The organism is Amycolatopsis sp. 505, from assembly GCF_031625235.1.
In the GTDB taxonomy this organism is placed as follows: Bacteria; Actinomycetota; Actinomycetes; order Mycobacteriales; family Pseudonocardiaceae; genus Amycolatopsis.
This window is the reverse complement of the sequence record NZ_JACKQP010000004.1, coordinates 598275-621788: the sequence shown is the minus strand read 5'-3', so window position 1 is coordinate 621788 and position 23514 is coordinate 598275. Positions and strand designations below refer to the sequence as shown.

General features: G+C 71.9%; 24 protein-coding genes. 12 read left to right on the top strand and 12 right to left on the bottom strand.

The window, feature by feature from the left end:
- Positions 1–2: 2 nt before the first annotated feature.
- Both H5965_RS18810 and H5965_RS18805 read right to left on the bottom strand, forming a co-directional pair.
- The gene (locus tag H5965_RS18810; RefSeq protein ID WP_310971309.1) at positions 3–1691 is read right to left on the bottom strand and encodes a class I adenylate-forming enzyme family protein; all 1689 of its coding nucleotides are present in this window, start codon (positions 1689–1691) and stop codon (positions 3–5) included.
- Positions 1688–3160 (bottom strand): carotenoid oxygenase family protein, encoded by a 1473-nt coding sequence (locus H5965_RS18805; RefSeq protein ID WP_310971308.1) that lies wholly within the window; start codon positions 3158–3160, stop codon positions 1688–1690. The genes H5965_RS18810 and H5965_RS18805 overlap by 4 nt, the downstream gene beginning before the upstream one ends.
- Positions 3161–3286: 126 nt before the next feature.
- Between H5965_RS18805 and H5965_RS18800 the strand changes: the two genes are divergently transcribed.
- The 5 genes from H5965_RS18800 (at position 3287) to H5965_RS18780 (ending at position 7698) form a co-directional block, all read left to right on the top strand.
- Positions 3287–4243, top strand: a complete 957-nt coding sequence (locus H5965_RS18800; RefSeq protein WP_310971307.1) for a winged helix-turn-helix transcriptional regulator — start codon at positions 3287–3289, stop codon at positions 4241–4243.
- An 82-nt stretch (positions 4244–4325) separates the two neighbouring features.
- On the top strand, positions 4326–4511 hold the full coding sequence (locus H5965_RS18795) for a DUF5302 domain-containing protein (protein WP_310971306.1): 186 nt from the start codon (positions 4326–4328) through the stop codon (positions 4509–4511).
- Between the two features lie 102 nt (positions 4512–4613).
- On the top strand, positions 4614–5825 hold the full coding sequence (locus H5965_RS18790; protein WP_310971305.1) for a histidine kinase: 1212 nt from the start codon (positions 4614–4616) through the stop codon (positions 5823–5825).
- Positions 5822–6487 carry a response regulator transcription factor gene (locus tag H5965_RS18785; protein ID WP_310971304.1) on the top strand — a complete coding sequence of 222 codons (666 nt, stop codon included), beginning with the start codon at positions 5822–5824 and terminating at the stop codon, positions 6485–6487. The genes H5965_RS18790 and H5965_RS18785 overlap by 4 nt, the downstream gene beginning before the upstream one ends.
- A gap of 101 nt (positions 6488–6588) precedes the next feature.
- Positions 6589–7698, top strand: coding sequence for a glycosyltransferase 87 family protein (locus H5965_RS18780; RefSeq protein WP_310971303.1), 1110 nt, complete (start codon positions 6589–6591; stop codon positions 7696–7698).
- Here the strand turns inward: H5965_RS18780 and H5965_RS18775 are convergent.
- Complete coding sequence (locus H5965_RS18775) at positions 7688–8620, bottom strand: MBL fold metallo-hydrolase (protein ID WP_310971302.1); 933 nt, start codon at positions 8618–8620, stop codon at positions 7688–7690. The genes H5965_RS18780 and H5965_RS18775 overlap by 11 nt on opposite strands.
- A gap of 84 nt (positions 8621–8704) precedes the next feature.
- Here H5965_RS18775 and H5965_RS18770 point away from each other — a divergent pair, with 84 nt between their 5' ends.
- Positions 8705–9649 carry a LysR substrate-binding domain-containing protein gene (locus H5965_RS18770; RefSeq protein ID WP_310971301.1) on the top strand — a complete coding sequence of 315 codons (945 nt, stop codon included), beginning with the start codon at positions 8705–8707 and terminating at the stop codon, positions 9647–9649.
- A gap of 188 nt (positions 9650–9837) precedes the next feature.
- On the opposite strand, the gene H5965_RS18765 is transcribed toward H5965_RS18770, so the two are convergent.
- The 5 genes from H5965_RS18765 to H5965_RS18745 all read right to left on the bottom strand — a co-directional run bounded on the left by H5965_RS18765 (position 9838) and on the right by H5965_RS18745 (position 14708).
- Positions 9838–10647, bottom strand: coding sequence for a serine hydrolase (locus H5965_RS18765; protein ID WP_310971300.1), 810 nt, complete (start codon positions 10645–10647; stop codon positions 9838–9840).
- Positions 10644–11717 (bottom strand): Glu/Leu/Phe/Val dehydrogenase dimerization domain-containing protein, encoded by a 1074-nt coding sequence (locus H5965_RS18760; RefSeq protein ID WP_310971299.1) that lies wholly within the window; start codon positions 11715–11717, stop codon positions 10644–10646. The genes H5965_RS18765 and H5965_RS18760 overlap by 4 nt, the downstream gene beginning before the upstream one ends.
- 194 nt (positions 11718–11911) lie before the next feature.
- A complete protein-coding gene (locus tag H5965_RS18755; protein WP_310971298.1) occupies positions 11912–13105 on the bottom strand; it encodes a kynureninase in 1194 nt (397 codons plus the stop codon).
- Positions 13102–13896 carry a tryptophan 2,3-dioxygenase family protein gene (locus tag H5965_RS18750; RefSeq protein WP_310971297.1) on the bottom strand — a complete coding sequence of 265 codons (795 nt, stop codon included), beginning with the start codon at positions 13894–13896 and terminating at the stop codon, positions 13102–13104. The genes H5965_RS18755 and H5965_RS18750 overlap by 4 nt, the downstream gene beginning before the upstream one ends.
- Entirely contained in the window at positions 13893–14708 is an 816-nt protein-coding gene (locus H5965_RS18745) for a PaaX family transcriptional regulator C-terminal domain-containing protein (RefSeq protein ID WP_310971296.1), read from the bottom strand. Before H5965_RS18745 ends, H5965_RS18750 begins: the two co-directional genes overlap by 4 nt.
- A 48-nt stretch (positions 14709–14756) precedes the next feature.
- Between H5965_RS18745 and H5965_RS18740 the strand changes: the two genes are divergently transcribed.
- The 5 genes from H5965_RS18740 to H5965_RS18720 are packed head-to-tail and all read left to right on the top strand — an operon-like array spanning position 14757 to position 18787.
- Positions 14757–15509: a creatininase family protein gene (locus H5965_RS18740; RefSeq protein ID WP_310971295.1), complete on the top strand. Its 753-nt coding sequence runs from the start codon at positions 14757–14759 to the stop codon at positions 15507–15509.
- Complete coding sequence (locus H5965_RS18735) at positions 15502–17016, top strand: benzoate-CoA ligase family protein (protein ID WP_310971294.1); 1515 nt, start codon at positions 15502–15504, stop codon at positions 17014–17016. The genes H5965_RS18740 and H5965_RS18735 overlap by 8 nt, the downstream gene beginning before the upstream one ends.
- Positions 17013–17705, top strand: coding sequence for an SDR family NAD(P)-dependent oxidoreductase (locus tag H5965_RS18730; protein WP_310971293.1), 693 nt, complete (start codon positions 17013–17015; stop codon positions 17703–17705). Before H5965_RS18735 ends, H5965_RS18730 begins: the two co-directional genes overlap by 4 nt.
- On the top strand, positions 17702–18529 hold the full coding sequence (locus tag H5965_RS18725; protein WP_310971292.1) for an enoyl-CoA hydratase family protein: 828 nt from the start codon (positions 17702–17704) through the stop codon (positions 18527–18529). The genes H5965_RS18730 and H5965_RS18725 overlap by 4 nt, the downstream gene beginning before the upstream one ends.
- Positions 18530–18559: 30 nt before the next feature.
- A complete protein-coding gene (locus tag H5965_RS18720) occupies positions 18560–18787 on the top strand; it encodes a hypothetical protein (protein ID WP_396136913.1) in 228 nt (75 codons plus the stop codon).
- 24 nt (positions 18788–18811) lie between these two features.
- On the opposite strand, the gene H5965_RS18715 is transcribed toward H5965_RS18720, so the two are convergent.
- From H5965_RS18715 to H5965_RS18700, 4 genes are read right to left on the bottom strand one after another with little or no spacing between them, the layout of a single operon-like run.
- Positions 18812–19729 (bottom strand): SMP-30/gluconolactonase/LRE family protein, encoded by a 918-nt coding sequence (locus tag H5965_RS18715; RefSeq protein ID WP_310971291.1) that lies wholly within the window; start codon positions 19727–19729, stop codon positions 18812–18814.
- A gap of 9 nt (positions 19730–19738) precedes the next feature.
- On the bottom strand, positions 19739–20395 hold the full coding sequence (locus H5965_RS18710; protein WP_310971290.1) for a histidine phosphatase family protein: 657 nt from the start codon (positions 20393–20395) through the stop codon (positions 19739–19741).
- The gene (locus tag H5965_RS18705) at positions 20395–21453 is read right to left on the bottom strand and encodes a phosphotransferase family protein (protein WP_310971289.1); all 1059 of its coding nucleotides are present in this window, start codon (positions 21451–21453) and stop codon (positions 20395–20397) included. The genes H5965_RS18710 and H5965_RS18705 overlap by 1 nt, the downstream gene beginning before the upstream one ends.
- The gene (locus tag H5965_RS18700) at positions 21450–22202 is read right to left on the bottom strand and encodes an SDR family oxidoreductase (RefSeq protein ID WP_310971288.1); all 753 of its coding nucleotides are present in this window, start codon (positions 22200–22202) and stop codon (positions 21450–21452) included. The genes H5965_RS18705 and H5965_RS18700 overlap by 4 nt, the downstream gene beginning before the upstream one ends.
- Before the next feature lie 381 nt (positions 22203–22583).
- Here H5965_RS18700 and H5965_RS18695 point away from each other — a divergent pair, with 381 nt between their 5' ends.
- Complete coding sequence (locus tag H5965_RS18695; RefSeq protein ID WP_310971287.1) at positions 22584–23513, top strand: hypothetical protein; 930 nt, start codon at positions 22584–22586, stop codon at positions 23511–23513.
- Position 23514: the final 1 nt, after the last annotated feature.

The following is a 23514-nucleotide window of genomic DNA, read 5'->3' as shown; positions in this document are numbered from 1 at the left end:
CCTCACCCCAGGCTCTCCCGCAGCTGCCGCTTCAGGATCTTCCCCACCGGGTTCCGGGGCAAGGCGTCGGCGTACTCGAGCCGTTCCGGCAGCTTGAACGCGGCGATCTTCTTCTCGCGCAGGTAGGCGACCAGCTCGTCCAGGGTCGGCTTGCGCGAACCCGGCACGACGACCGCGCACACCCGCTCCCCCATGACGTCGTCGGGCACGCCGACGACCCCCACGTCGGCGACGTCCGGGTGCCCGGCCAGCAGGCCCTCGACCTCGGCGGGAGAGATGTTCATGCCGCCGCGGATCACGAGGTCCTTCATCCGGTCGACGTACCGCAGGAATTCGCCGCGCTCGCCGTCGATCTCGAAGACGTCGCCGGTGCGGAAGTGCCCGTCTTCGTCGAACGACGAGGTGTCCAGCGGCTCCCCCAGCTCCGTGAGGTACCCGGCGAACACGGTCGGCCCGGCGATGTGCAGCTCGCCGGGGTGTCCGGGTTCGGTCACCTGCTCGCCGGTGACCGGGTCGTGCAGCCGCACCGATGTCCGGTCGGCCACCGGGGTCGACCACGAGACGTCCGAGGCGTAGTTCGGGAAGTAGGTCGCGCGCTGGTCCGGGTCCGGGATGTCCACCGGACCGGACAGCAGCGCGGTGCCCTCGTTCGAGCCGAAGAAGTTGATGATGTCGATGCCGTACCGCTCGGCCCAGGTGCGCACGAGCCACGGTGACAGCGGCGCCGAACCGGAGCCGATCTTGCGCAGCGCCGAGATGTCCACTCCGGACAGGATCTTTTCGTTGTGCAGCAACATGGTCAGCAACGCCGGTGGCGCGAGCGTGTACGTCACCCGCTCGGCCGCGAGCTGGCCCAGGAACACCGGCAGGTCGAACGGGTGGTGCGGGACGAACACCGCGCCGGTCAGCAGCCACGGCAGGAACATGCCGCCGATGCCGGCCATGTTCGTCATCGGGAACGGGGAGAGCAGGACGTCGTCGCGGGTCATCCCGGCGGCCTGGACGCAGCCGGCGGCCGTGGCCAGCCAGTCCCCGTGGCAGCGCGGCACGGCCTTCGGTTCGGCTTCGGTCCCGGACGTCCAGCAGATCGTGACGCAGTCGTTCACGTCGGCTTCGGTCAGCTGTGAGTCCAAAGCAGACTTTTCCGCTTCGGACAGTGGGGCTTCGGGCCAGGCCAGGGCGCCGGCCGGTTCGTCGTCCCCCGAGGCGACGACGAACCGGACCGACGGCGCCGCAGCGCCTAGCCCAAGGGCCGCCCCGGCGAGCTCGTGCTCGCCGTATCTGGATGCGGTCACCACCCCGACGGCACCGGTGCGCCGGCACATCGGGCCGAGTTCGTGTTCCCGGTAGGACACCGGGAACGGGGTGACGATCGCGCCGATCCGCACGATCGCGAGGAACGCCTGCACCAGGGCCGAGCAGTTCGGCAGCTGCACGGCCACGACGTCACCTGCTCGCACCCCTCCGGCGAGCAGGAACGCGGCCAGGACGTCGATGCGTTCGTCGAGCCGGTTCCAGGTCCACCGCACCGGGTCGCGTCCGACCAGTGCGGTGGTGTTCGGTGGATCGACCAGCGCGAGACCCTCCGGGTCGGCACCTACCCGCTCCTTCACGAGCCGGTCGATCGTCTCCGCACTCCACCATCCCCACGCCCGGAAGTCCCGGGCGCGACCCTCTCGATGGCATCTCATGAACGGAGGTTTTCCAGCTGGTCCGCCCGGACCCAGGTCGCGTGAAAACCGAGCGGGACACGCTGGGGAAGCAGGACCCTGGCCACGGGTCCGGCAGCGAGCTCGGCGGCGTCGAAGATGTCCAGTTCCGAGCGCCCCTCGCGCTCGTCCTGCACGAACGTCACCAGATAACCGTCCGCCGAATCGGCGGCCGCTCCTTCGCGGGGTGCGAACGGAGCCTCACTGCCCCACCGGCCGGGACCGAACCGGTATTCGGTCTTCGTGCCGGCAAGATTGTCGTGGCGCACCAGCCCGTCGAACTTCAGCGTCGACTCGGGCGAGATGTGCACCGCGTAGGAGTACCGGTTCCGCCGTCCGACGCCGCGGGCGTCGACGGTCGGGAACTCGGTGTTGTCGTCGTCGAGCGGCGCCTCGTGGCAGGCGCCGGTCCGCAGGTCGAAGCGGTAGCGGTGCAGCTGGGCGTCCAGCCGCAGGTAGGACAGCATCTTCGCGAGCGGCGTGTGCGCGTCGGCCCGCGGCTGCGGGCGCTGCACGCGGCAGACGTCGAGGACGACCTCGTCGCCCTGGTCCCAGGCGTTGACGACGTGGTAGATGTAGCAGGGACTCGCTTCGAACCACCGGATCTGGCTACCGTCTCCGTAGCGTGGCAGGACACCGAAGCGGCTCGGCATCGAGCGGTCGAAGTGCAGCTTGTGGCGGCCCTGCTTCGCCGCCGCGAGGTCCTGGACCAGCGGCAGGTCCATCAGCACCGCGTAGCGCTCGGTGATGGCCATGTCGTGCGGCAGGCGCGGGCCGGGCAGCTCGACGTCGGTGGTCTTGACGACCCGGCCGTCCGCGCTGATCACGCCGTAGCGCAGGTACGGCGGGCGCGGGCCGTAGTCGAACCAGAACAGCTCGCCGGTGGTCTCGTCTACCTTGGGATGGGCCATCATGTCGCCGGCCAGCGTGCCGAGGAAGTCGTCGGCGCCGAGGGTCTCCAGCGACAGCGGGTCGACCGCGTACGGCGAGCCGCACAGGTACCAGGTGGCGAGGATCCGGCCGCGGTGGAAGACGACGTCGGTGTTGGCGTTGTCCTTGAGGCCCAGGCCGTGACTGTTGCCGAAGGGGTTGTCCTGCGGGTTCTCCATGACGCCGGTCCAGAGCGCCTTGCCGGCGGCGGACTCGGCCTCGAAGGCCTTCGTGCGGACCCAGCGGTTGCGGTAGCGGGCCTTGCCGTTCTCCAGGTGGACGGCGTGGATCATGCCGTCGCCGTCGAACCAGTGGTAGCGGCCTTCCGGAGCGAACCGCGGGTTCGGGCCGTTGCGTAGGTAGACGCCGTTGAGATCCTTCGGGATCTCGCCGATGACCTGCAGGTCTTCGGCGTCGATCTCGGTGCCGACCGGGGCGTAGACGCCGAGCAGGTAGGGGTTCGCCTCGGCCGCGTCCGCCGTCCGGGCCACCATCAGCGGCTGTTCGGAGGTGCTGGTCATCGGGCTGCTCCCTGGCTGCGCGGGCTGATGGAGACGAGACTATGATTTGTGTACCCAGCTGTCAATAGGCTTCTTTTGGTGTAGTCAGGTGCTACCCTCGGGAGGCGATGTAACGAGGGGGACCGAGTGGTGGAGGCGACTGCACAGCGCATCAGGCCGGCGGGAGACCCGCTCCGCCGGGCGCTCGAGCTGGTCGGTGACCAGTGGACGCTGCTGATCCTGCAGAGCCTGTTCCTGCGCTTCCGGCGGTACGAAGAGCTGCGCCTGCGCCTGGGCATTTCGCCGACGGCGTTGTCCGGGCGCCTGCGGGACATGGTCGACGCGGGCATGCTGACGCGCGTGCCGTACCGGGACGCCCGCCGCACGCGGCACGAGTACCGGCTCACCGAGCGCGGCCTGGAGCTGTGGCCGCTGCTGATCTCGATCTGGGCGTGGGAGCGCGAGTGGGTCGAAGGCCGCCGCGAAGTGCTGCCGACGCTGATCCACCTCGACTGCGAGCTGGCTACATCAGCGCCACTCGGCTGCGCCGCTTGCGGCCGCCGGGTCGACGCGCGCGACGTCCGCGCGGAACGGCTGGACAGCACCGGGGTCGCCGCCGCGACGGCGTCCAAGCGCTTCCGCCGCAAGGACGCGGACTCGCTGGCCGGCGACCCGCTGATGTTCTTCCCGGACACGATGGAGCTGCTCGGCGACCGCTGGTCGACCGGGCTGCTGGTGTCCGCGCTGCTCGGCTGCCGGCACTTCTCGGAGTTCGAGCGCGAGCTGGGCATCGGGCCGAGCGTGCTGTCGGCCCGGCTGAGCAAGCTGGTCGAGGTCGGCGTCCTGCGCACCGGAGCGGCGGCCACCCGGACGGACGCGCGCGACTACCGCCTGACGGCGAAGGGCCTGGCGTTCTTCCCGGCGCTGGCGTTCATCGCGGAGTGGTCACGCGGGTTCGAGGTGACGGGCCAGGAGCCGGACATCACGCTGCACCACGTCGAATGCGGCGAGCGCCTGCGCCCGATGCTGCTGTGCGACCACTGCGGCCGCCCGCTGACCCGCAAGTCGGTGCAGTTCGGCGGCGTGCCCTCGCCCAAACGCTGAAGGGTGACGGAAATCGGCTCGCCAACCGCAGGGAGTGGTGCCAGGCTGGAGCGGTCACACGTCGTCGTTTTCGGAGGTAAGCATGAGTGAACCGGACCCGTCGCCCAGCGGCGAGGAGGACGACGTCAAGCGCAAGTTCCGCGAGGCCCTGGAGCGCAAGCAGGCGCACGCCCGAGCGGGCGCGGCCCACGAGAACGGCGGCGGCAAGAACCAGCACGCCCACGGCCCGGCGGCGAACAAGCGCCAGTTCCGCCGCAAGAGCGGCTGAGCTTCCGGGAACCGACGGCAAGCCTCAGAAGGCCACCACGGACGCGGGTTCGTGGTGGCCTTCGGCGTACGCGGACACGGCGGGCGTCCTAGGGTGGGCCGGGTGCGGTGGGACGAGGCGTGGCGGGTCGTCCGGCACGCCGGCTACGCCGGGGTCCGGCCCGATGTCCGGGCGCGGTCGGCCGGCCTGGCCCGGCTGCGGGCCGTCGCCGTGGTGGGCATCGGCCTCTGGGGCGGGTTCCTGGCGAGCCAGACGACGCCGGGGGGAACGGCCACCCCGCTCGCGTTCGGGCTGGTGGCGGCGACGGTGGTGCCCGCGCTCGTCGCCGTCCGTTCGCCGTTGTGGGCGTGGCGGCTTCTCTTCGTCCTGATCCTGGCCACGCCGGTGGCGTACCCGGCTTTGCCGCGGGTGTGGGGCTGGCCGTGGTCACCGGGTCTGGCGCTGACGGCCGCGCTGGTCTGGTTCCTGGTCGCGGCGGCCCACGCGCAGGCCGTCCTGGTCGTGGTCGGCGTGGTGTCGGCCGCCGCGATGGCCGTCTGGGTCGGCGACTGGCGGGACCTGGCGTTGCTGGTGGCCTTGATGACCGCGCTGCTGCTCGGCGGCAACGCGGTGCGGCAGCGGCGGGTCGCCGAACGGGAAAGCGCCGAGCAGCAGCGGCGGCGGGCGGCGGAGGAGACGAGGGCCGCCGTCCTCGAGGAACGCGCGCGCATCGCCCGGGAGCTCCACGACGTGGTCGCCCACCACATGTCCGTGCTCGCGCTGCGCGCCGATTCCGCGCGCTACCGCTTCCCCGGCCTGCCGGACGACCTGCGCACCGAGTTCGCCGAGCTGACCGGGACCGCGCGGGAAGGCATGGTCGAGATGCGCCGGCTGCTCGGCGTGCTGCGGACCGAAAGCACCGCCGGGCCGGTGGCGCCGCAGCCCGGTGCCAGCCGGGTGGCCGAGCTGGTGGAGCGGGTGCGTGCGCTCGGGGCCGTCTGCACCGTGCGGGTGCACGGTGACTTCGACGCGCTCCCGGCGGGCGTCGCGTTGTCCGCCTACCGGATCGTGCAGGAGGCGTTGAGCAACGCGGTCCGGCACGCGCCGGGGGCGGCGATCGAGCTGGAACTGCGGGTCGGCGCCGGTTCCGTGCACGCGGCGGTGCGCAACACCCCGGGTGGTCCCGCCCGGGCGGCGGGGACCACCGGGCACGGGCTGCTCGGCATGCGGGAGCGGACCGCGATGCTCGGTGGCACGCTGGTGGCCGGACCCACGGCCGACGGCGGGTTCGAGGTCGTCGCGGACCTGCCGCTGGACCACCAGGAGGACGTGTGATTTCCGTGCTCGTCGCCGATGACCAGACCATGGTCCGGCAGAGTTTCCGCGCCGTCCTCGACGCCCAGGACGACATCCGGGTGGCGGGCGAGGCCGCGGACGGGGTCGAAGCCGTGACGCGCTGCGCGGAGCTCTCCCCGGACGTCGTGCTGATGGACGTCCGGATGCCCGGCATGGACGGTCTGGAAGCGGCCCGCCGCATCCTCGGTTCGAGCGGTGACGTCCGCGTGCTGATGCTGACGACCTTCGACATCGACGAGTACGTCTACGGTGCCCTTCGCGCGGGCGCCAGCGGGTTCCTGCTCAAGGACGCGCCGCTGGACGACCTGGTCGTCGCGGTGCGGGTGGTCGCGGCGGGCAATGCCCTGTTCGCGCCTTCGGTCACGCGCAGGCTCATCGGCGAGTTCGCCGCCCGCGGCCGGTCCGCCGAGACCGGCTCCCGGGGCGGCTCCGGGATCGCGGGCCTGACCGAGCGGGAGACCGAAGTCCTCCGCCTGGTCGCGAAAGGACTGTCCAACACGGAGATCGCCGACGCGCTGGTGATCGCCGAGCAGACCGCGAAGACCCACGTCAGCCGGGTGTTCGGCAAGCTCGGCGCGCGCGACCGGGCGCAGGCGGTCGTGGCCGCCTACGAAGCGGGCATCGTGGTGCCCGGCCGGTAGTACCGGGGTAGCACCCGGGCGCGGCGGCCCTACCCGGGTACCACCGGAAGACGGCACCCCGGCACGACGACCGGGCGCGCGAGACCGATCATCGTGGCGCCATGGGGATCGAGCGGCGCACGGTGATCGTGGCGTTGACGGTGACGGCGGCCTTTGCGCTCGTCGCGGTGTTGTGGTGGGTGCTCGGCCGCCCGCTCGGCGTGGATTCCGCGGTGTACCGCGCCGGCGGGATCGCCGTGCTGCGCGGGGAACCCCTCTACGGGCACCTGTCGGCGCTGCCCGGCTGGGCGCCGGAGCTGCCGTTCACCTACCCGCCGTTCGCGGCGCTGCTGTTCACGCCGTTCGCGGCGCTGCCCGTGCCGTGCTGCTGGGGCCTGGTCGCGATGACCGCGGCACCCGCACTGGTGCTGGCCCTGCGCCCGTACGCACCGGGGGCGGCGGCACCGGCCGCCGCGTTCGCCCTCCAGCCGGTGTGGCAGACCGTCGGGCTGGGCCAGCTCAACCTGGTGCTGATGGCGCTCGTGGTCACCGATGTGCTGCGCCGGCGTGGCTCGGCGGGCGGCGTCCTCATCGGTCTCGCGGCCGCGGTCAAGCTGGTCCCGCTGATCTTCGTCGGGCACCTGCTGCTGACCGGCCGCCGGGCGGACGCGCTCCGCGCTCTCGGCACCTTCGGCGGGGCCACCGCGCTCGGCGCCGTGCTGCTGCCCGGCGATTCGGCACGGTATTGGACGTCCGCCCTGTTCAACGACCACTTCGCGCAGATGAAGGGCTGGGTGGGTAACCAGTCGTGGGCCGGCTTCGCGGCGCGGACGCTTCCCGGGCAGGCGTGGCCGCTCGCGGTCACGGTCCTGCTCGTGGTGGGTGCGGCGATCGTCGTCCGATGGCGGCACCGGGTGGGCGACGACGGCGGGGCGTTGCTGGTCACCGCCGGGTGCGGGCTGCTGGTGAGCCCGATTTCCTGGACGCACCACTGGGTGTGGATCGCGCCCGCGCTCGGGTACCTGCTCGCCGCCGGCCGCCGGTGGTCCGCGCTGCTCGTCGCGGTGGTGTTCACCGGCTGGACCGTGGCGGTGGTGCCCGGCGGCCAAGGCCGGGAACGGGCCTGGACCACCGGGCAGGCGATCATCGGCAACGCCTACCTGCTGGTCGCCGTCGTCGCGGGCGTGGCGCTCGTCGTGCGCGCCCTCCGCCGGGCCCCGACTACGGTGTGAACTCGCCGAGGTGGTCCAGGACCACGAACTCGCTGCGCGGGCTCGCCGCCGCTACCGCCTTCCGCAGCGTCTCGAGCCCGCCGTTCGGATCGTGAGCCTGGCCCAGCGGCAGGTCGAAGTCGTCCCAGTGCGTTGCCGCCACCCAGCGCGGATGACCCACCGTCCGCAGCAGCCTCGGGACGTACTCCCGGACCTTCGCCCCGCCCGGCGGGAGCAGGACCACGTCCGGACGCAGCCCCGCCAGCTCGGACTCCACGTAGTTCGAACCGCCGAAGTCCAGCACGCTCGCCCCACCGCCGGACACCAGGTACGCCAGCGTGCCGCCCTCCAGCAGGTCGGAGATCACCCGCGGCCGATCACGGCGGGACAGGGGCCGGGTGCCCGGGAACGCCACCTGGGCGCGGGTTCCCGTGGCCGAATGCAGGGACCGCAGCACCCGGATCGAGTAGCCGTCGAACGTCAGGTCCTCGCCGCCCGTCGCGATCGACAGCTGGTCCTCCGGAGCGCCCAACGCGGCCATGAGACTCAAATGCGTCTCGGTGCCGATGACCGTCGCTCCGGTGCGTTTTGCCAGGTACGGGACGTCCGTCAGGTGGTCGTAGTGGCCGTGCGTCACCAGGATGTGGTCGGCCCGAAGGAAACCGCGGTCGAGGTAGCCGTCGATCAGGGCCCGGTTCACCGAGAGCGGCGTCCGAGGATCCGCGCCCGCCGTGGTGTACGTGCCCGTCTTGAACCTGGTCAGCCACGGGTCGATGAGGACCGTCTTCGGGCCGATGCGGATCTCCCAGCCGTTGTTCCCCCACCAGCGCAACGTCATCGTGGCAGCCGATGCCGCGCGGGCGGCCGCCGGAGCGCCCGCGAGGACGGCCGCCGCCGCGGCGCCCGCGCCGAACAGCCCGCGCCTGCTGATTCCTGTGTCCATGACGGACACCCGACCACGAAGCACCCGGCGCTGTCCAAGATCACGACACCGCCCTGTTGATACGCGAACGGCTATCGTCGCAGCGTGGACCACCTTCGCTCGCTGCGGTACTTCCTCGTCGTCGCCGAAGAACTCCACTTCGGACGGGCCGCCGAACGGCTCGGGATGGCGCAGCCGCCGTTGAGCCAGCGCATCAGGCGGCTCGAAACGGAGCTGGGCGCGAGGCTGTTCGAGCGCGGCCGCCGCGTCACCCTCACCGAAGCCGGCGAGGTGCTGCGTGCCGAAGCCCGGGACCTGCTCTCCCGGTGGGACCGCATGACGGCGCTCGTCGCGAAGGCCGAACGCGGGGAGCTGGACAGCCTGCGCGCGGGCGTACCCCCGGACCTGCCCGGCCGGGTGCTGGCCGCGATCCTGACGAAGTTCGCCGAGCAGTGTCCGGCCGTCCGGCTGGACCTGCAGGAACTCACCACCGCCGAACAGGCCCGGCTGCTCGCCGACCGCGCACTCGACGCCGGCCTCCTGCAGCTGCCGGTGGACGCGGCCGGGCTCGAGCTCGGCCCGGTCGTCGACACCCCGCTGGGCGTGCTGCTCCCCCGCGACTCGCCGCTCGCCCTCCGCGCCCGGCTGACCCTCGCCGACCTGGCCGGGGAAGGCCTGGTCCACGCCCCGCGCGCGGCCGCGCCGGGAAGCTACGACACGCTGCTGCGCACGTGCTGGGACCACGGCTTCCGCCCGGCCGCGATCCGGCACGCCCGCAACCCTGAATTCGTGCTCGGCCTGGTCCTGGCCGGGCACGGCGTGGCGTTCGAACCCGGCGCCCGCAAGGAGCCGCGAGTGGTGTGGCGGCCGCTCGAAGGCGAGGTGCTGCGGACCCGGATGGCCTTCGCGTGGCCCTCGACCACCCCGCACCCGCAGGCGGCGAAGCTGGCCGAGGTCGCGGCCGAAGTCCTCCAGCACGACGGCGTCTCGCGGCCGGCGCCGGAGCCGCAGGCCGCCCGGCCGTGGGACGTGTTCTACGAGCGCAGCTGATCGACCGCGGCCCAGGTTCCACGGCCACGCCGGTTTGCGACGCCTCCCTGAACAAACCCTCGTTCGCAATTACCTCTGGGATTGCCTGCAGCCGAACAGGTGCACACCGAGCGAGGAGATTGCATGAAAAGGACGTCCGCCGACACACTCGAAGTAAAATGGCGGAACATGCCCCTGAAAGAACCTTTTCAGGCGAACCTCGAACGCAGCTGATCGACCGCCGCCCGGGCCGCGTCGCCGATCGCGCGGTCGATGTCCGGGCGCCGCAGTGTCTCCGCGCCGCCCGTCGTGAACACCGCGACCGCGTACGCGGCGCCGTCCGGATAGGTTGCGACGCCGATTTCGTTGCGGATTCCCGGCATCGTGCCCGTCTTGCCCGCCACCGCGACCTCCGGCGGGAACCCCGCGGTCAGCCGGTGCCAGCTGACCTGCGCGGACATCCACTCGCGGACCGGCGCACCCACCTCGTCCGCCCAGATCGCCGCCAGCAGCGCCGTCATCTCGCGCGGCGTGGTCGCGGACGTCCGCAGTGGATCCAGCGCCCGCAGCGGGCGGCCCGCCGAAGTGTCTTCGATGATCGTGCGCAGCACGTCCCGTGGCGCGCCGATCACCTTCGTGCGCGTCAAGCCCAGCTCCGTCAGCAGCGACCGGACGTTCTCCACCCCGACGCGGTCGAACAGCAGGTCCGCGGCCGTGTTGTCGGACACCGTCAGCGCCAGCAGCGCCGCGTCCCGCAGGCTGTAGGAAACGTCGTCGGCGAACCCCGCCGATCCCGTGCCGCCCAGGCGGTCCGCCGCCGACGCCTGCACCCGGTCGGCCGGATCCAGCAGCCCGGCCGCGACCTGCCGGGCGAATTCGTACGCCAGGGGCACCTTCACCACCGATGCCAGCACCACCGGCGAGTCGGCGTCCACGCCCACCGATTCGGACGAACCGAGGCGGCGGGCGTGCAGGAAGCCCCGCACGCCCGCCGCCTCGAAGAACCCGGAAAGACTCACACGGTCAGGATGGACCGCAGCCGCCCGACTTCGGCCATCCGGCGCTCGGCGAGGCGGTCGGCCGCCGTGGCCGGGGGCACGCCGTCCGTCTCGGCCAGTGCGAACACCGCCTTCGTCGTGTCGAAGATGGCCGTCGTCTTGCGCTTGGCGCGCTCGAAGTCGAAGCCGTGGCGCTCGTCGTCGACCTGGATCACGCCGCCCGCGTTCACCAGGTAGTCCGGAGCGTACAGGACGCCGCGGTCGGCGAGCTGCTTGTCGATGCCCGCGTGCGCGAGCTGGTTGTTCGCCGCGCCGCAGACGATGCGGGCGCCGAGCATCGGCACCGTTTCGTCGTTCAGGACACCGCCCAGCGCACACGGCGCGAAGACGTCCAGCTCGGCGCGCAGCAGGGTGTCCACATCGGACGCCACCTGCACGGACGGGTAGATCTCGAGCGTGCGGGAAATCGCCGGGGCGTAGACGTCGGTGATCGTCACCTGCGCGCCCGCCTCGACGAGGTGCCCGACGAGGATGTGGCCGACCTTGCCGACCCCCGCGACGCCGACGCGCTTGCCGGCCAGGTCCGGGCTGCCCCAGACGTGCTCGGCCGAGGCCCGCATGCCCTGGAAGACGCCGAACGCGGTGAGCACGGACGAGTCGCCCGCGCCGCCGTCCTCGGGCGAGCGGCCGGTGACGTACCGGCACTCGCGGGCCACGACGTCCATGTCCTGCACGTACGTGCCCACGTCGCACGCCGTGATGTAGCGGCCGCCCAGTGACTGCACGAAACGCCCGTACGCGCGCAGCAGCGCTTCGGACTTGAGCGTCTTCGGGTCGCCGATGATGACGGCCTTGCCGCCGCCGAGGTCGAGCCCGGCCAGCGCGTTCTTGTACGCCATGCCCTTGGACAGCGCGAGGACGTCGTCGAGCGCGTCGGCTTCGGTGGCGTAGGGGTGGAAGCGCGTCCCGCCCAAGGCGGGGCCGAGCGCGGTGGAGTAGATGCCGATGATGGCCTGGAGGCCGCTGGCCTGGTCGTGGCAGTACACGACCTGTTCGTGCCCGGTGCCCCGGGCGAACACTCCTTCGGTCACGGGTGGTGACTCCTTTGTCATCCGCGCCCGGTTTCGTGGCCGGGACGCGCGTGAGGGTGGCCGGGAACCGGCGCCGGGCGGAGGTCGTCCGCCACTCGGCCGGGTCCCGGCACCAACCTAGATCTTCACCGTCCGCCGGACCAGTGCAGGTCCCGCCATACGGACCGGTAGCACGGAAAACAGGGGCCCCTGGCTCAGCCGCGCACCACCGTGGCGAGCGTGCCCATCGCCGTCTCCAGCTGGGTGTCGGAGAGGTACGGCGCCGGGCCGAAGCGCAGGTGGGAGCCGCGGCTGTCGGTGCGCACGCCGTGCGCGGCCAGTGCCGTCTGCAGCCCGGCGGCGTCGGCGCAGCGCAGCGCGAGGAACCCGCCGAGCATCCCGAGCGGCGTCTCGCGGTCGCGGGTGACGACGTCCTCCGGCAACCCGAGCTTGTCGAACACCTCCGCGAGCAGGCCCACCTGGTGCTGGGACACCTCCCGCAGGAACTCCGGGGTGAGCCCGTGCTCGGCGAAGAACCGCTGGACCCGGACGCCGCGGTAGTGGCTGGCCGGGTCGTAGGTGGCGCCGGCGAACCGGTCGCCGCCGGTGGCGTAGGGCACCCGGCCGGGGTGGCGCTCGTCGGCGAGGGCTCCGAACTCGGCGTACCAGCCGGTGATCACCGGCCGCAGCTCCTGGGCGTGCGCGGGCAGCCGCAGGAAGCAGTTGCCCTCGCCCAGCTGCAGGTACTTGTAGCCGCCGCCGAGCACCCAGGCGTTGGTGAGCCCGAGGTCGTGCAGCGCGAACGGGACGACGCCGAGCGCGTGGTAGGCGTCGACGACGAGCTCGATCGACCGGCCGCGGCAGACGTCGGCGAGGTGCGCCAGGCCGGGGACCAGCCTCGACGTCTCGAACAGCACGGCCGAGACGAGCACGGCGGCGGTGTTGCCGTCGACCTCGCCGGCGACCCGCTCGGCGAGCGTCGCCACCGGCTCGAGCGGCACCCGCACCACCTCGACGCCCTCCTCTTCGAGGCGGGCGAGCTGACGGCGGAGGGTGTGGAACTCGCCGTCGGTGGTGACCAGGCGCGGCCGCCGCGGCAGCTCCATCGCCGAGAGGAAGCGCAGCACCAGGTCGTGGGTGCTCGCGCCGAGCGCGTACTCGCCGTGCGGGTCGCCGAGCAGCAGGCGGAAGCCCGCGCGCAGCTGGTCCGCCTTCGCGAAGGCACGCTCCCATTTGCCGTCGGCGTCCCAGGCGGCGTCCGCGAAGGACTCCAGGAGCCCCTCCTCGGCGACGTCCGGCCAGGCCTGGTGCGAGTGCCCGGAGAGCAGGAGGCGGTCGGCCACCGCGAACCGGGTGTAGTGCGCGGCGAGGCTGTTGGCGTCCGCGCGCAGGTCGTCCAAAGTGGTCACAGTCGGCTCCGTACGGCCCAGAGATCCGGGAACATCGGCTGGAAAAGCGTGGTACGCAGGTAAGTCGCGCCGGATGATCCTCCCGTCCCGGTCTTGTCGCCGATGGTGCGTTCGACCATCTTCACGTGCCGGTAGCGCCACTCCTGCATCCCTTCGTCGAGATCCACCAGACATTCGGCGACGACCGAGGGTCCCCCGTCGTCGCTGTACACGTCCAGCAATATCGCCTGCAGGGCCGGGGACGGCTCCACCGGTCGAGTGACGTCTCGGTCACACTCGACCGCATAGCCAGAAACCTTGAGGTACGCGAGAAAAGAGTCGAACAAGGACGGTCGCGCCATCGCTTCGGCAATGCGTTTCCGCTGCTCGCCGTCCTCGGGGTAGTGCGCGAACACACGCTCGTCGCGACGGCCGAGCACCGCCTCCAGCTCGCGGAACTGGGCCGACTGGAAGCCGCTCGAAGCGTCCAAACGGGCGCGGAAACTGGTGAACTGGCTGGGCGTCATGGTTTCCAGCACGTCGATCTGCGCGACGGCGACCTTGAGGATGGTGAGGATCCGGCGCAGGGTCCGGATGGCGTGCGCGGTGTTGCCCTTTTCCAGGTTCGCCTGGAGGAAGGCGGCTTCGTGCAGGATCTGCTTGAACCACAGCTCGTACACCTGGTGGATCACGATGAACAACAGCTCGTCGTGCTCGTCGGAACGCAGGCGCTGCGCGTTCAGCACTTCGTCGAGCCCGAGGTACGAGGTGTAGCTCAGGGCTTCCTGGGTCGCTTGGCTGGGTTCGGTCATCCCTTGGTCACCTCGTCGAAATGGCGCTGCGCGGGCTGCGCGAGCGCGGTGTACAGATCGTGGAACAGCTCGACCGCCGCGGCCCGGCGGTCCGGGGCCGGCACCAGGCCGGCGGGCAGTTCCGGGTCGAGCGACGGGAACATGCGGAAGGTGTGCACCAGGCGGGTGCGCACCTCGAAGGCCTCGGCGTCGGAGATCTCCTTCCCCGCGTACCCGCCGAACTGGCCGACGAACGCGGCGTACCGCGCGGCCAGGTCGTCGAGGTCCCAGGCCCGGCCGGCGAACCGGCGGACGTCGAGGGCGGCCGACGGGCGGCCGAGCAGCAGCCCGGCGTGCTCGGTGACGTCGAGTTCGCCGAGCAGGGCGACGACCTCGGCCTCGCGGTCGTGCGGGGCGATCCAGGTGCCGTCGGAGTACGGCCCGAACCCGAGGAACCGCAGCCGCCGGACCAGGCGTTCCCTGGCCTGGCGGCGGCTCTCCGGGATGCTCTGCCACAGCACGGTCCACTCGCCCGCGGCGCGCTCGCGGCGGCCGAGGGAGAAGATCCGCTGGTCACCGTCGGCGAGCAGCGCGATGGTGCGCCGGGTCAGCGAGTAGTGCACGGTGCGGCCTTCGCGGTGACGCCGCAGCAGGCCGCGGCGCACCAGGCGGGTGAGCGCGATCCGGGCGGCGCCGTCGGAGAAGCCCAGCTCGGCGAGCACCGCGACCAGGCCGCCCGACCACACCCGGCGGGTCTCGCGCGGGTGGACGTAGCTGCCCAGCAACGTCACGACCAGCTCCTGAGGGCCGGTTTCGAAGGCATCGGCAGTCACGGGCGCAACTCTATACACCCCAGGTCGCTGCGGTGTAGCTTGATTTGCGTGACGTACTTCGCGGACCTCACCTCGCCGCAGGTGGCGGCGCTGCCGGACGACGACCGCGTCCCGGTGCTGCTGCTTCCGCTGGGCGCGATCGAGCCGCACGGCCCGCACGCGCCGCTGGGCACGGACCCGCTGATCTCGCGCGGGATGTGCGAGCGCGCGGCTTCCCGCCTGGCCGCCGATTCCGAAGTGCACGTCCTGGTCCTGCCCGAAATCCCCTACGGCGTGACGCGGTTCGCGGCCGGGTTCGCCGGCGGCATCCACATCGGCGAGGAGACGCTGCACTCGCTGCTCGTGGACATCGGGGCTTCGCTGATCGGCCGGCGCCTGCGGCGGATCCTGCTGGTCAACAACCACTTCGAGCCCGCGCACCTGGTCACCCTGCGGCGCGCGGTGGAGACGCTGAACTTCGCCTACGACGGACGTGCCGCCCTGCTCGACCTGGTCCGGCGGCGGCACGCGGAGCGGCTGACCGACGAGTTCCGGTCCGGCGAGTGCCACGCCGGGCGGTACGAGACGTCGCTGGTGCTCGCCGACCGGCCCGAGCTGGTGGACCAGGCGCTGATGCGGACGCTGCCGCACGTACCCGTGAGCCTTGCTTCGGCGCCCGAAGACGGGGGCTTCCTCGCCATGGGGATGTCGGACGCCTACTGCGGCCGGCCCGCCGAGGCGACCGCGGAAGAGGGCGCGGAGACCTTTTCGACGTTGACCGACCTGCTGGTGGAAGCGATCCGGGAGCTGGCCCGTGAGTGAGCCGTTCAACCTCGCCACGCACTTCCTCGACCGGCATGTGGCTTCCGGCCGGGGTGACCGGACCGCGCTGTACGTCGGGGACCGTTCGATCAGCTACGCGGCGCTGGCGGCATTGGCGAACCGCGTCGGGAACGTGCTGCTCGACGCCGGTGTCCGCCGTGGACAGCGGGTGCTGTTGGCGCTGAGCGACGGCGACGAGTTCGTCGCGGCCTGGTACGGCGCGCAGAAGATCGGCGCGGTGACCGCCGAGGTCTACCCGTTCCTGCAACCCAAGGACTACGCGTACCACCTCGGCTACACCGAGGCCGTGGTGGTGCTCGCGGACGCCGTCACGCTGCCCGCACTGCGCGAAGCGGGGGCCCGGAACCTCCTGGTGACCGGCGTCCCCTCGGCGGAGCTGCGCCCCGGCGAACGTCCTTTCCGGACACTCGTCGACGCGGCGCCGGACACCCTCGAAGCGGCACCGACCACTGTGGACGACGTCGGGATCTGGAAGTTCACCACCGGCAGCACCGGCGCGCCCAAGGCGTGCGTGCACCCCCTGCGCAGCCCGCTGGAGAGCTTCGAACGGTACGCCGTCCAGGTGCTCGGCCTGCGGGAGGACGACAAGGTCCTGGCCGTGCCGAAGCTGTTCTTCGGCTACGCGCGTGATCTGGTGGCGCTGTTCCCGTTCGGCGTCGGCGCCGCCGGTATCGCGTTTCCCGAGCGCAGCACCGCGGACCTGGTGTTCGAGCTGATCGCCCGCCATCGGCCGACGGTCCTGGTCAACGTGCCGACGATGATGAGCGCGATGGTCGCCCACCCGGCGGCTTCGGAGCAGGACCTGAGCTGCCTGCGGATGGCGACGTCGGCGGGCGAGGCGCTGCCGCCGGAGCTGCACCGCAGGTGGGACGCGGCCTTCGGCGTGCCGGTGGTGGACGGGATCGGCTCGTCCGAGGCGTACCACATCTACCTGTCGAACCGGCCCGGACGAGCTCGCGCCGGCACGCTGGGCACTGAGGTGCCGGGGTACACCGCGCAGGTCGTCGACGAACTCGGGGAACCGTTGCCGGACGGGGAAATCGGGCCGCTGCGGGTGACCGGACCGACGATCGCCTTGGAGTACTATGGCGATCCGGAGAAGTCGGCGCGGACGTTCGACGGCGACGCGCTCACCTCCGGCGACCTCTTCAGCCGCGATCCGGACGGGTACTTCCGCCACCACGGCCGGGCCGACGCGCTGCTCAAGGTCGGTGGCGTGTTCGTCGCGCCCGGCGAAATCGAGGACTGCCTGCTCGGGCACGCCGCCGTGGTCGACTGCGCGGTGGTCGGGCACGAGGCCGACGGCCTGGTCGTCCCGCGCGCGTACGTCGTGGTGCGGTCCCCGGTGTCGGCCGACGAGCTCAAGAACCACGCGAAAGCCCACCTGGCCAAGCACAAGTACCCCCGCGAGGTGGTCTTCATGCCGGAACTCCCCCGCACCGCCAACGGGAAGCTCGACCGGCGCGCGCTGGCGGCCCGCCCGTGAGCCGCCTGGTCGTGGTCACCGGCGGCACCCGCGGCATCGGTGCGGCGATCGCCGACCGGTTCCGGGCGGCCGGGGACACCGTGCTGGCGCCCGGCCGCGCGGACTGCGACGTCACCTCCGAGGAAGCCGTGGCCGAGTACTTCGCTTCGGCAGGCCCGGTGGACGTGCTGGTCAACAACGCCGGCATTTCCTCCAGCGCGCCGGTTGCCCGGACTTCGCTGGCCGACTGGCAGTCGCAGTTCGAGGTGAACGCAACAGGAGCGTTCCTTTGCACGCGCGCGGTGCTGGCCGGGATGCGGTCGCGCGACCGCGGCCGGATCGTCACGGTGGCGTCGACGGCTTCGCACGTCGGCTACCGCTACACGGCGGGGTACACGGCGTCGAAGCACGCGGCGGTGGGCCTCATGCGCGCGGTGGCGGCGGAGCTGACCGGCACCGGCGTCACGGCGAACGCGGTGTGCCCGGCGTTCGTCCGCACCGACATGACGGCGACCTCGGTGGAGCGGATCGTCGCCCGCTCTGGACGGTCCACTTCGGACGCGGAAGCGGCACTGGCGGCGGCGTCCCCGCTGGGCCGGCTGCTGGAGCCGGCCGAAGTGGCGTTCGCGGTGTCCTTCCTGGCGGCCCCGGAAGCCGCCGCGATCAACGGCCAGACCCTCGTACTCGACGGCGGAGGAATCCAGTCATGAGCCCGTTCCGTGCCACTGCCCCGCTGACCCGTGAGTGGGAGCACTTCGCCTTCGCCGTGTCCGACGGGGTGGCCACGGTGACGTTCACGCGTCCTTCGAAGCTCAACGCGCTGACGTTCGACGTGTACGCGGACCTGCGGGACCTGGTCATCGAGCTCCCGCAGCACGAGGACGTCCGGGTGCTGGTGATCACGGGCGAAGGCCGCGGGTTCTGTTCGGGCGGTGACGTCGAGGAGATCATCGGCGAGCTGCAGAAATTCGAGACGGCGGAGCTGCTGGAGTTCACCCGCATGACGGGCGCGGTGGTGAAGGCCCTGCGCGAATGCCCGATCCCGGTGATCGCGGCGGTGAACGGAGTGGCGGCGGGCGCGGGCTCGGTGATCGCGCTGGCGAGCGACTTCCGGCTGCTGGCGGAGTCGGCGAAGTTCGCGTTCCTGTTCACGAAGGTGGGCTTGGCCGGGGCGGACATGGGGTCGGCGTACCTCTTGCCACGCCTGGTCGGCCTGGGCCGCGCGACGGAGCTGCTGATGCTGGGCGACAAGGTGACGGCATCGCGGGCTTCGGAGATCGGGTTGGCTTCGCAGGTGGTCCCCGACGCGTCGCTGGCTTCGGAGGCTTCGGCGTTGGCGCGGCGGCTGGCCGACGGCCCGGCGCTCGCTTACGCGACGACGAAGGTGCTGCTGACCCGCGAGCTGGACATGGACCTGGGTTCTGCGATCGAGCTGGAGGCGATCACCCAGGCGTTGCTGATGACGGCGAAGGACCACAAGGAGTTCTACGCGGCCTGGACCGCGGGGCGGGAGCCGCGCTGGACGGGCCGCTGAGCCCGCTCAAGGCCTGAGCAGCTCGTCTGCTTGGCGACGCCGGCCCGCCGCGCGATCGCCTCGGCCGTCAGTGCGGCGAACCCGTGCTCGCACACCAAGCTGCTCATCGATCCCGGCCACAACCGGACCCGCTTCGGCGGCCCGGACGCCCCGCTGGACCCCGCGGAAAGCGTCCCGGCGGTCGTCGACGTCCTCGAGTCCGCGAAGGGGCCCGGGCTGCGGTTCCTGGACCGGCACGGCGAAACCGTCCCGTGGTGACCCCGATCCGAACGTTGCCCAGCGTCACCCGACGGCCGGCGTCACCGCGATCGCCGACTCCTCCAACGACCCGAAGTAGAGCTGCCCCTGCCACTCGCGGACGCCCACCAGCATGTGGAACCCGTCGATCTCGCCGCGCAGCTCCCGCACGACCTTCCCGTCCGGTGCGACCCCCAGGACACCCACCTCCCGCCCCGGGCTGGGCTGCAGCGACGTCGGCAACCGGCGGACCCCCGCCCGCAGGAACGCCGGCAGCCGGCGCACCACGTCCAGCGCCGCCACCTTCGGGGACGCCTGGGTGATCCAGATCAGCCCGTCCGTGCCCGTCGAGATGTTGTCCGGGAAGCCCCACAGGCCGTCGACGAGGACGTCGGACCGGCCGTCGTCCAGCCACACCCGGGACACGCGGAACGCGCCGGTCTCCGCCACCGCCACGAACGACTCGTCCGGGGCCAGCGCGACGCCGTTCGCGAACTGGAGGCCGTCGAGCAGCAGGTCGATCGCGCCGTCCGGGGCGCGGCGCAGCAGGCGGCCGCCCGCCGTCTGCTCGATCAGGTCGTCGCGCCAGTTGTCGATGCCGAAGCGGCGGGAGGAATCCGTGAAGTAGATCGTCCCGTCGGACGCCACCGCCGCGTTGTTGCAGAACACGAAGTCCAGGCCCAGCGCCGAAGTGGCCAGCACCGAGGGCGAACCGCCCGCCAGCGGGACCACCAGCAGGCCGGCCCGCGCGTCGCAGACCAGCAGCTCGTCTTCGCCGTACAGCTCCAGCCCGAGCGGGCGGCCGCCGGTGTCGGCGACGACGTCGATGCGCCGGCCGTCCGGCGACAGGCGCAGGATCCGGCCGTCGTCGACGCCGGTGTAGATCCGGCCCTCGGCGTCGACGACGACGTCCTCCGGGCCGTGGCCGTTCACCGGGTGCAGCGTGACCTCGCCGAACCGCATCGGTGCCTCCTAGCGATAGGTGAGCAACGAGGCCGCGTCCGCCTCGAAGTGCGGGTGCTCGTTGAAGGACAGCATCGTGACACCGCCGCGGCCGGACACCAGCTTGGTGATCCCGCCGTTGACCGTCACGCGGTTGAGCTTGAGCAGCCCGGCTTCGGGCGTCCCCAGCAGGGCACCGCAGATCGTCGCGATCACGCCGCCGGAGGTGAACACGACCGCGTGCTCGCCCTTGCCCAGCGACGCCACCAGGTCGGCCAGCGCTTCCCGGCACCGGGCGAGGAACGCGGGCCAGGTCTCGGCGCACGGGCCGTCGGCACCCGCCGACGTCCACGCCGTCAGGGCCGCGTCCAGGACGCCCTGGTAGGCCCGCGAATCCTCCTGCGGCGCCCCGCCGGCGTGGTGCAGCGCGATGTCGACGTGGTCGTACTCGTTCCAGCGCGGGTCCTCGACCACCGGGACGTCGCTGCCGAGCACCTTCAGCGCCGTCGCCGCGGTGTCGCGCTGCCGGGCCAGCGAGCCGGACCGGACCTGGCTGAAGACCACCCCGCGCCGCAGCAGTTCCGCACCGACCACAGTGGACTGTTCGAAGCCGCGCGGGGACAGCGCGTCGTAGTCCGCCGCACCGAAGGACGCCTGCCCGTGCCGGACCAGGTAGATCGCGCCCACTACACGCTCCCCTTCGCGATGATCTCGCGGCAGCGCCAGTCGAGGTAGTTGACGAACTGCCAGAAGTCCTTGAACGCCGGGTTGCGGGTGGCGCCGTCGTGATACCGGCGGTACAGCTGCTGCAGCACCGCGGCGAGCCGGAACAGGCCGTAGACCTCGTAGAACCGCCAGTCGCCGACCGCCAGCCCGGTCTTCTCGGCGTAGCGCGCGACGAACTCCTCGCGGGTGAACATGCCGGGCAGGTGGGTCGGCTGGCGGCGGCTCGTGTGCATGACGCCGTCGTCGCCGGCCTGGACCCAGTAGGCCAGCATGCTGCCCAGCTCCATCAGCGGGTCGCCGAGGGTGGCCATCTCCCAGTCGAGGACGCCGGTGATGTTCAGCGTCGCCGGGCCGTCCAAGACCAGGTTGTCGAGCCGGTAGTCGTTGTGGATCAAGCAGATCTTGACCTCACCGGGCTGGTTCGCGGCCAGCCACGCGCGCACTTCGGCGAAGTCGCCGACGTTGTCCGTGCGCGCCGCGACGTACCGCTCCGACCAGCCGCGGATCTGCCGCTCGACGTACCCGGCGCCCTTGCCGAGGTCGGCGAGACCGGCCTTCCCCACGTCGACGGCGTGCAGGTCGACCAGCCGGTCGACGACCTTGCCGGACAGCTCGCGCGCCTGCTCCGGCGTCAGCGTCATCCCCGGCGGCAGGTCGCCGCGCAGGATCAGGCCGTCCAGCTTCTCCATGACGTAGAAGTCGCCGCCGAGCACGGCCGGGTCGTCGCCGAACGCCACCATCCGCGGCACGTACGGGAACACCGGCTTCAGCGCGTGCTGGACGCGGTACTCACGCCGCATGTCGTGCGCCGAGGCCGCTTTGTGCCCGGCGGGCGGGCGGCGCAGGATCAGCTCCCGGTCCGGGTACGTCAGCAGGTACGTCAGGTTGGACGCGCCGCCGGGGAACTGCCGGACGTGCGGCGGCTCGTCGCCGAGGCCCTCGACCTTCGCGCTCAGCCAGGCGTGCACCGCGCCCGCGTCGAAGGCGTCCTCCGCGCGGACCTCGACCGGGGCGTTCACGAGAACTTCCGCAGCAGCGCGGCCGGCACCACGCGCATGACGACGCTCAGCGGCACCCACGGCCACGCCGGGACGTAGGCCCGGGCGCGCTCGGCCTCGATCGCCTTGGCCAGCGCTCGGGCGCCGGTGTCGGCCTTGGCCAGCAACGGGTTCCGGCCGATCCGGTCGTTCATCTCCGATTCGATGTAGCCGGGCCGCACGTCGGTGACGGCGATGCCCTGGCGCTTCAGCTCGATCCGGGTGCCGTCGACGAACGCCGAGATCCCGGCCTTCGACGCGGCGTACGCGGTCAGCTTGCCCGGGAACGGGCGAAGGGCGCTGAACGAGGAGATGACGGCGAGGTGGCCGGCGCCCTGCTCACGGAAGATCCCCGCGGCGGCCTCGATCTGGGCGGCAGCCGCGACGAAGTTGACCTCGAGGGTCTGGCGGTTGGCGTCGAACCGCCCGGTGCCGACCCGCTGCCCCTTCCCGAGCCCGGCGTTCACAATCACCCGGTCGAGGGACCCGAGGTCGGCGCGGAACTCCTCGAAGACGGCGAACACGCGTTCGTGGTCGGTGACGTCGAGGGTGCGCGTGACGACCGTGATCCCCGGGTGCGCCGCGGTCAGCTCGGCGGCCAGCTTCTCGAGCCGTTCGGTGCGCCGGGCGCACAGCGCGAGGTTGCGCCCCTTCGCCGCGAACTGGCGGGCCATGCCTTCGCCCAGCCCGCTGCTCGCGCCGGTGATGAGGATGTTCTGCCGGAGGACCATGAGGGGAGCCTACCCGCTGGTAACAAGACCGGTGGCCCGGCGCTGGGGGCGTCGCCGGGCCACCGGTCATCGCGCGGTCACCTCGGCCGGTCGCACAACTCGGCCGGGTGAACCGGAGCCGGAACCGCTCGCGCGGCCGGTCACACCTGCGCCCGGGTGGGCCGTGAGGGGGAGGCGGTGCCACCGGCGCAGGCAAGTCATACAAGCGCGTCGGCCCAGGCCGGGGCAATGGTTCACAGTTGCCAGTACTAGCCCGTTCGCCCGAGTGGCGGCCCCGGCGGCACGGCCGAAGAGGGGGGCGGAGACCGCGTGGAAAACTGCTAACGTGCTCCGTGTCGGGGATCGTCGGGGGACGGCATGGGGCGGGTCGGGATTTCAGCGATGGCGGGCAGCACGGTGGGTGACGGCCAGGAGAACGGGCGCACCGAATTCGCCATCCGGCTGCGCGCGGCCATCGCCACCAGCGGGCTCTCGCTCGACCGGATCCAGGCGCGGCTGCGAGCCCGCGGTGTCGTCGTCAGCGTGACGGCCCTCAGTTATTGGCAATCGGGCAAGAGACAGCCGGAGCGGCAGAGTTCGCTTTCGGCGGTGCGCACGCTGGAAGAAATCCTCGACGTCCCCGCCGGTTCCCTGCTCGGGCTGCTGCCCCCGCCCCGCCCCCGCGGCGGCGCCGGCAAGCGCCAGGCCGGCGGCGAGCCGTTGTCGTTCCCGCGCGAGGTGTTGCAGCCGTTGCTGGAGAAGGTGGGCGCGCCGCACGCGCTCGACCGCCAGCAGCCGCTGAAGATGGTCGGCCTGCACGACCTGTGCGAGATCGCCGAGGACGGCGGCCAGCGCGCGGTGACGGCCCGCGCGGTGTTCCAGTCGGCCGCGGACGGCCAGGACCGCTGGCTGCTGGTGTACACCCAGGACGACCCGGCCGCGGGCGTCCCGGAGCTGCACGCGGTGCGCAACTGCCGGATCGGCCGCGCGGAGATCGACGAGGCCCACGGCCTCCTCGTCACGGAACTCCTCTTCGACCAGCCGATCAACCGCGGCGAGACCCACCTGATCGAGTACACGCTGACCAACAGCGGCCCGCCGTACCCGGAGTGCCGCAACACGCACTACCGCGAGTTCCGCCGCCCGGTGCGCGAGTACTTGCTGGAGGTCCGCTTCGCGCGGGGAACGGCGCCGGAGCGTTGCTGGCAGTACTCGCGCAACGGAGCGGACGGGACGTTGGCACGGCGGGCGTTGAAGCTGGACGGGGCGGACGGCGTGCACGCGGTGACGTTCGACTTCGGGCCGGGGGTCTTCGGCATCGACTGGGACTGAC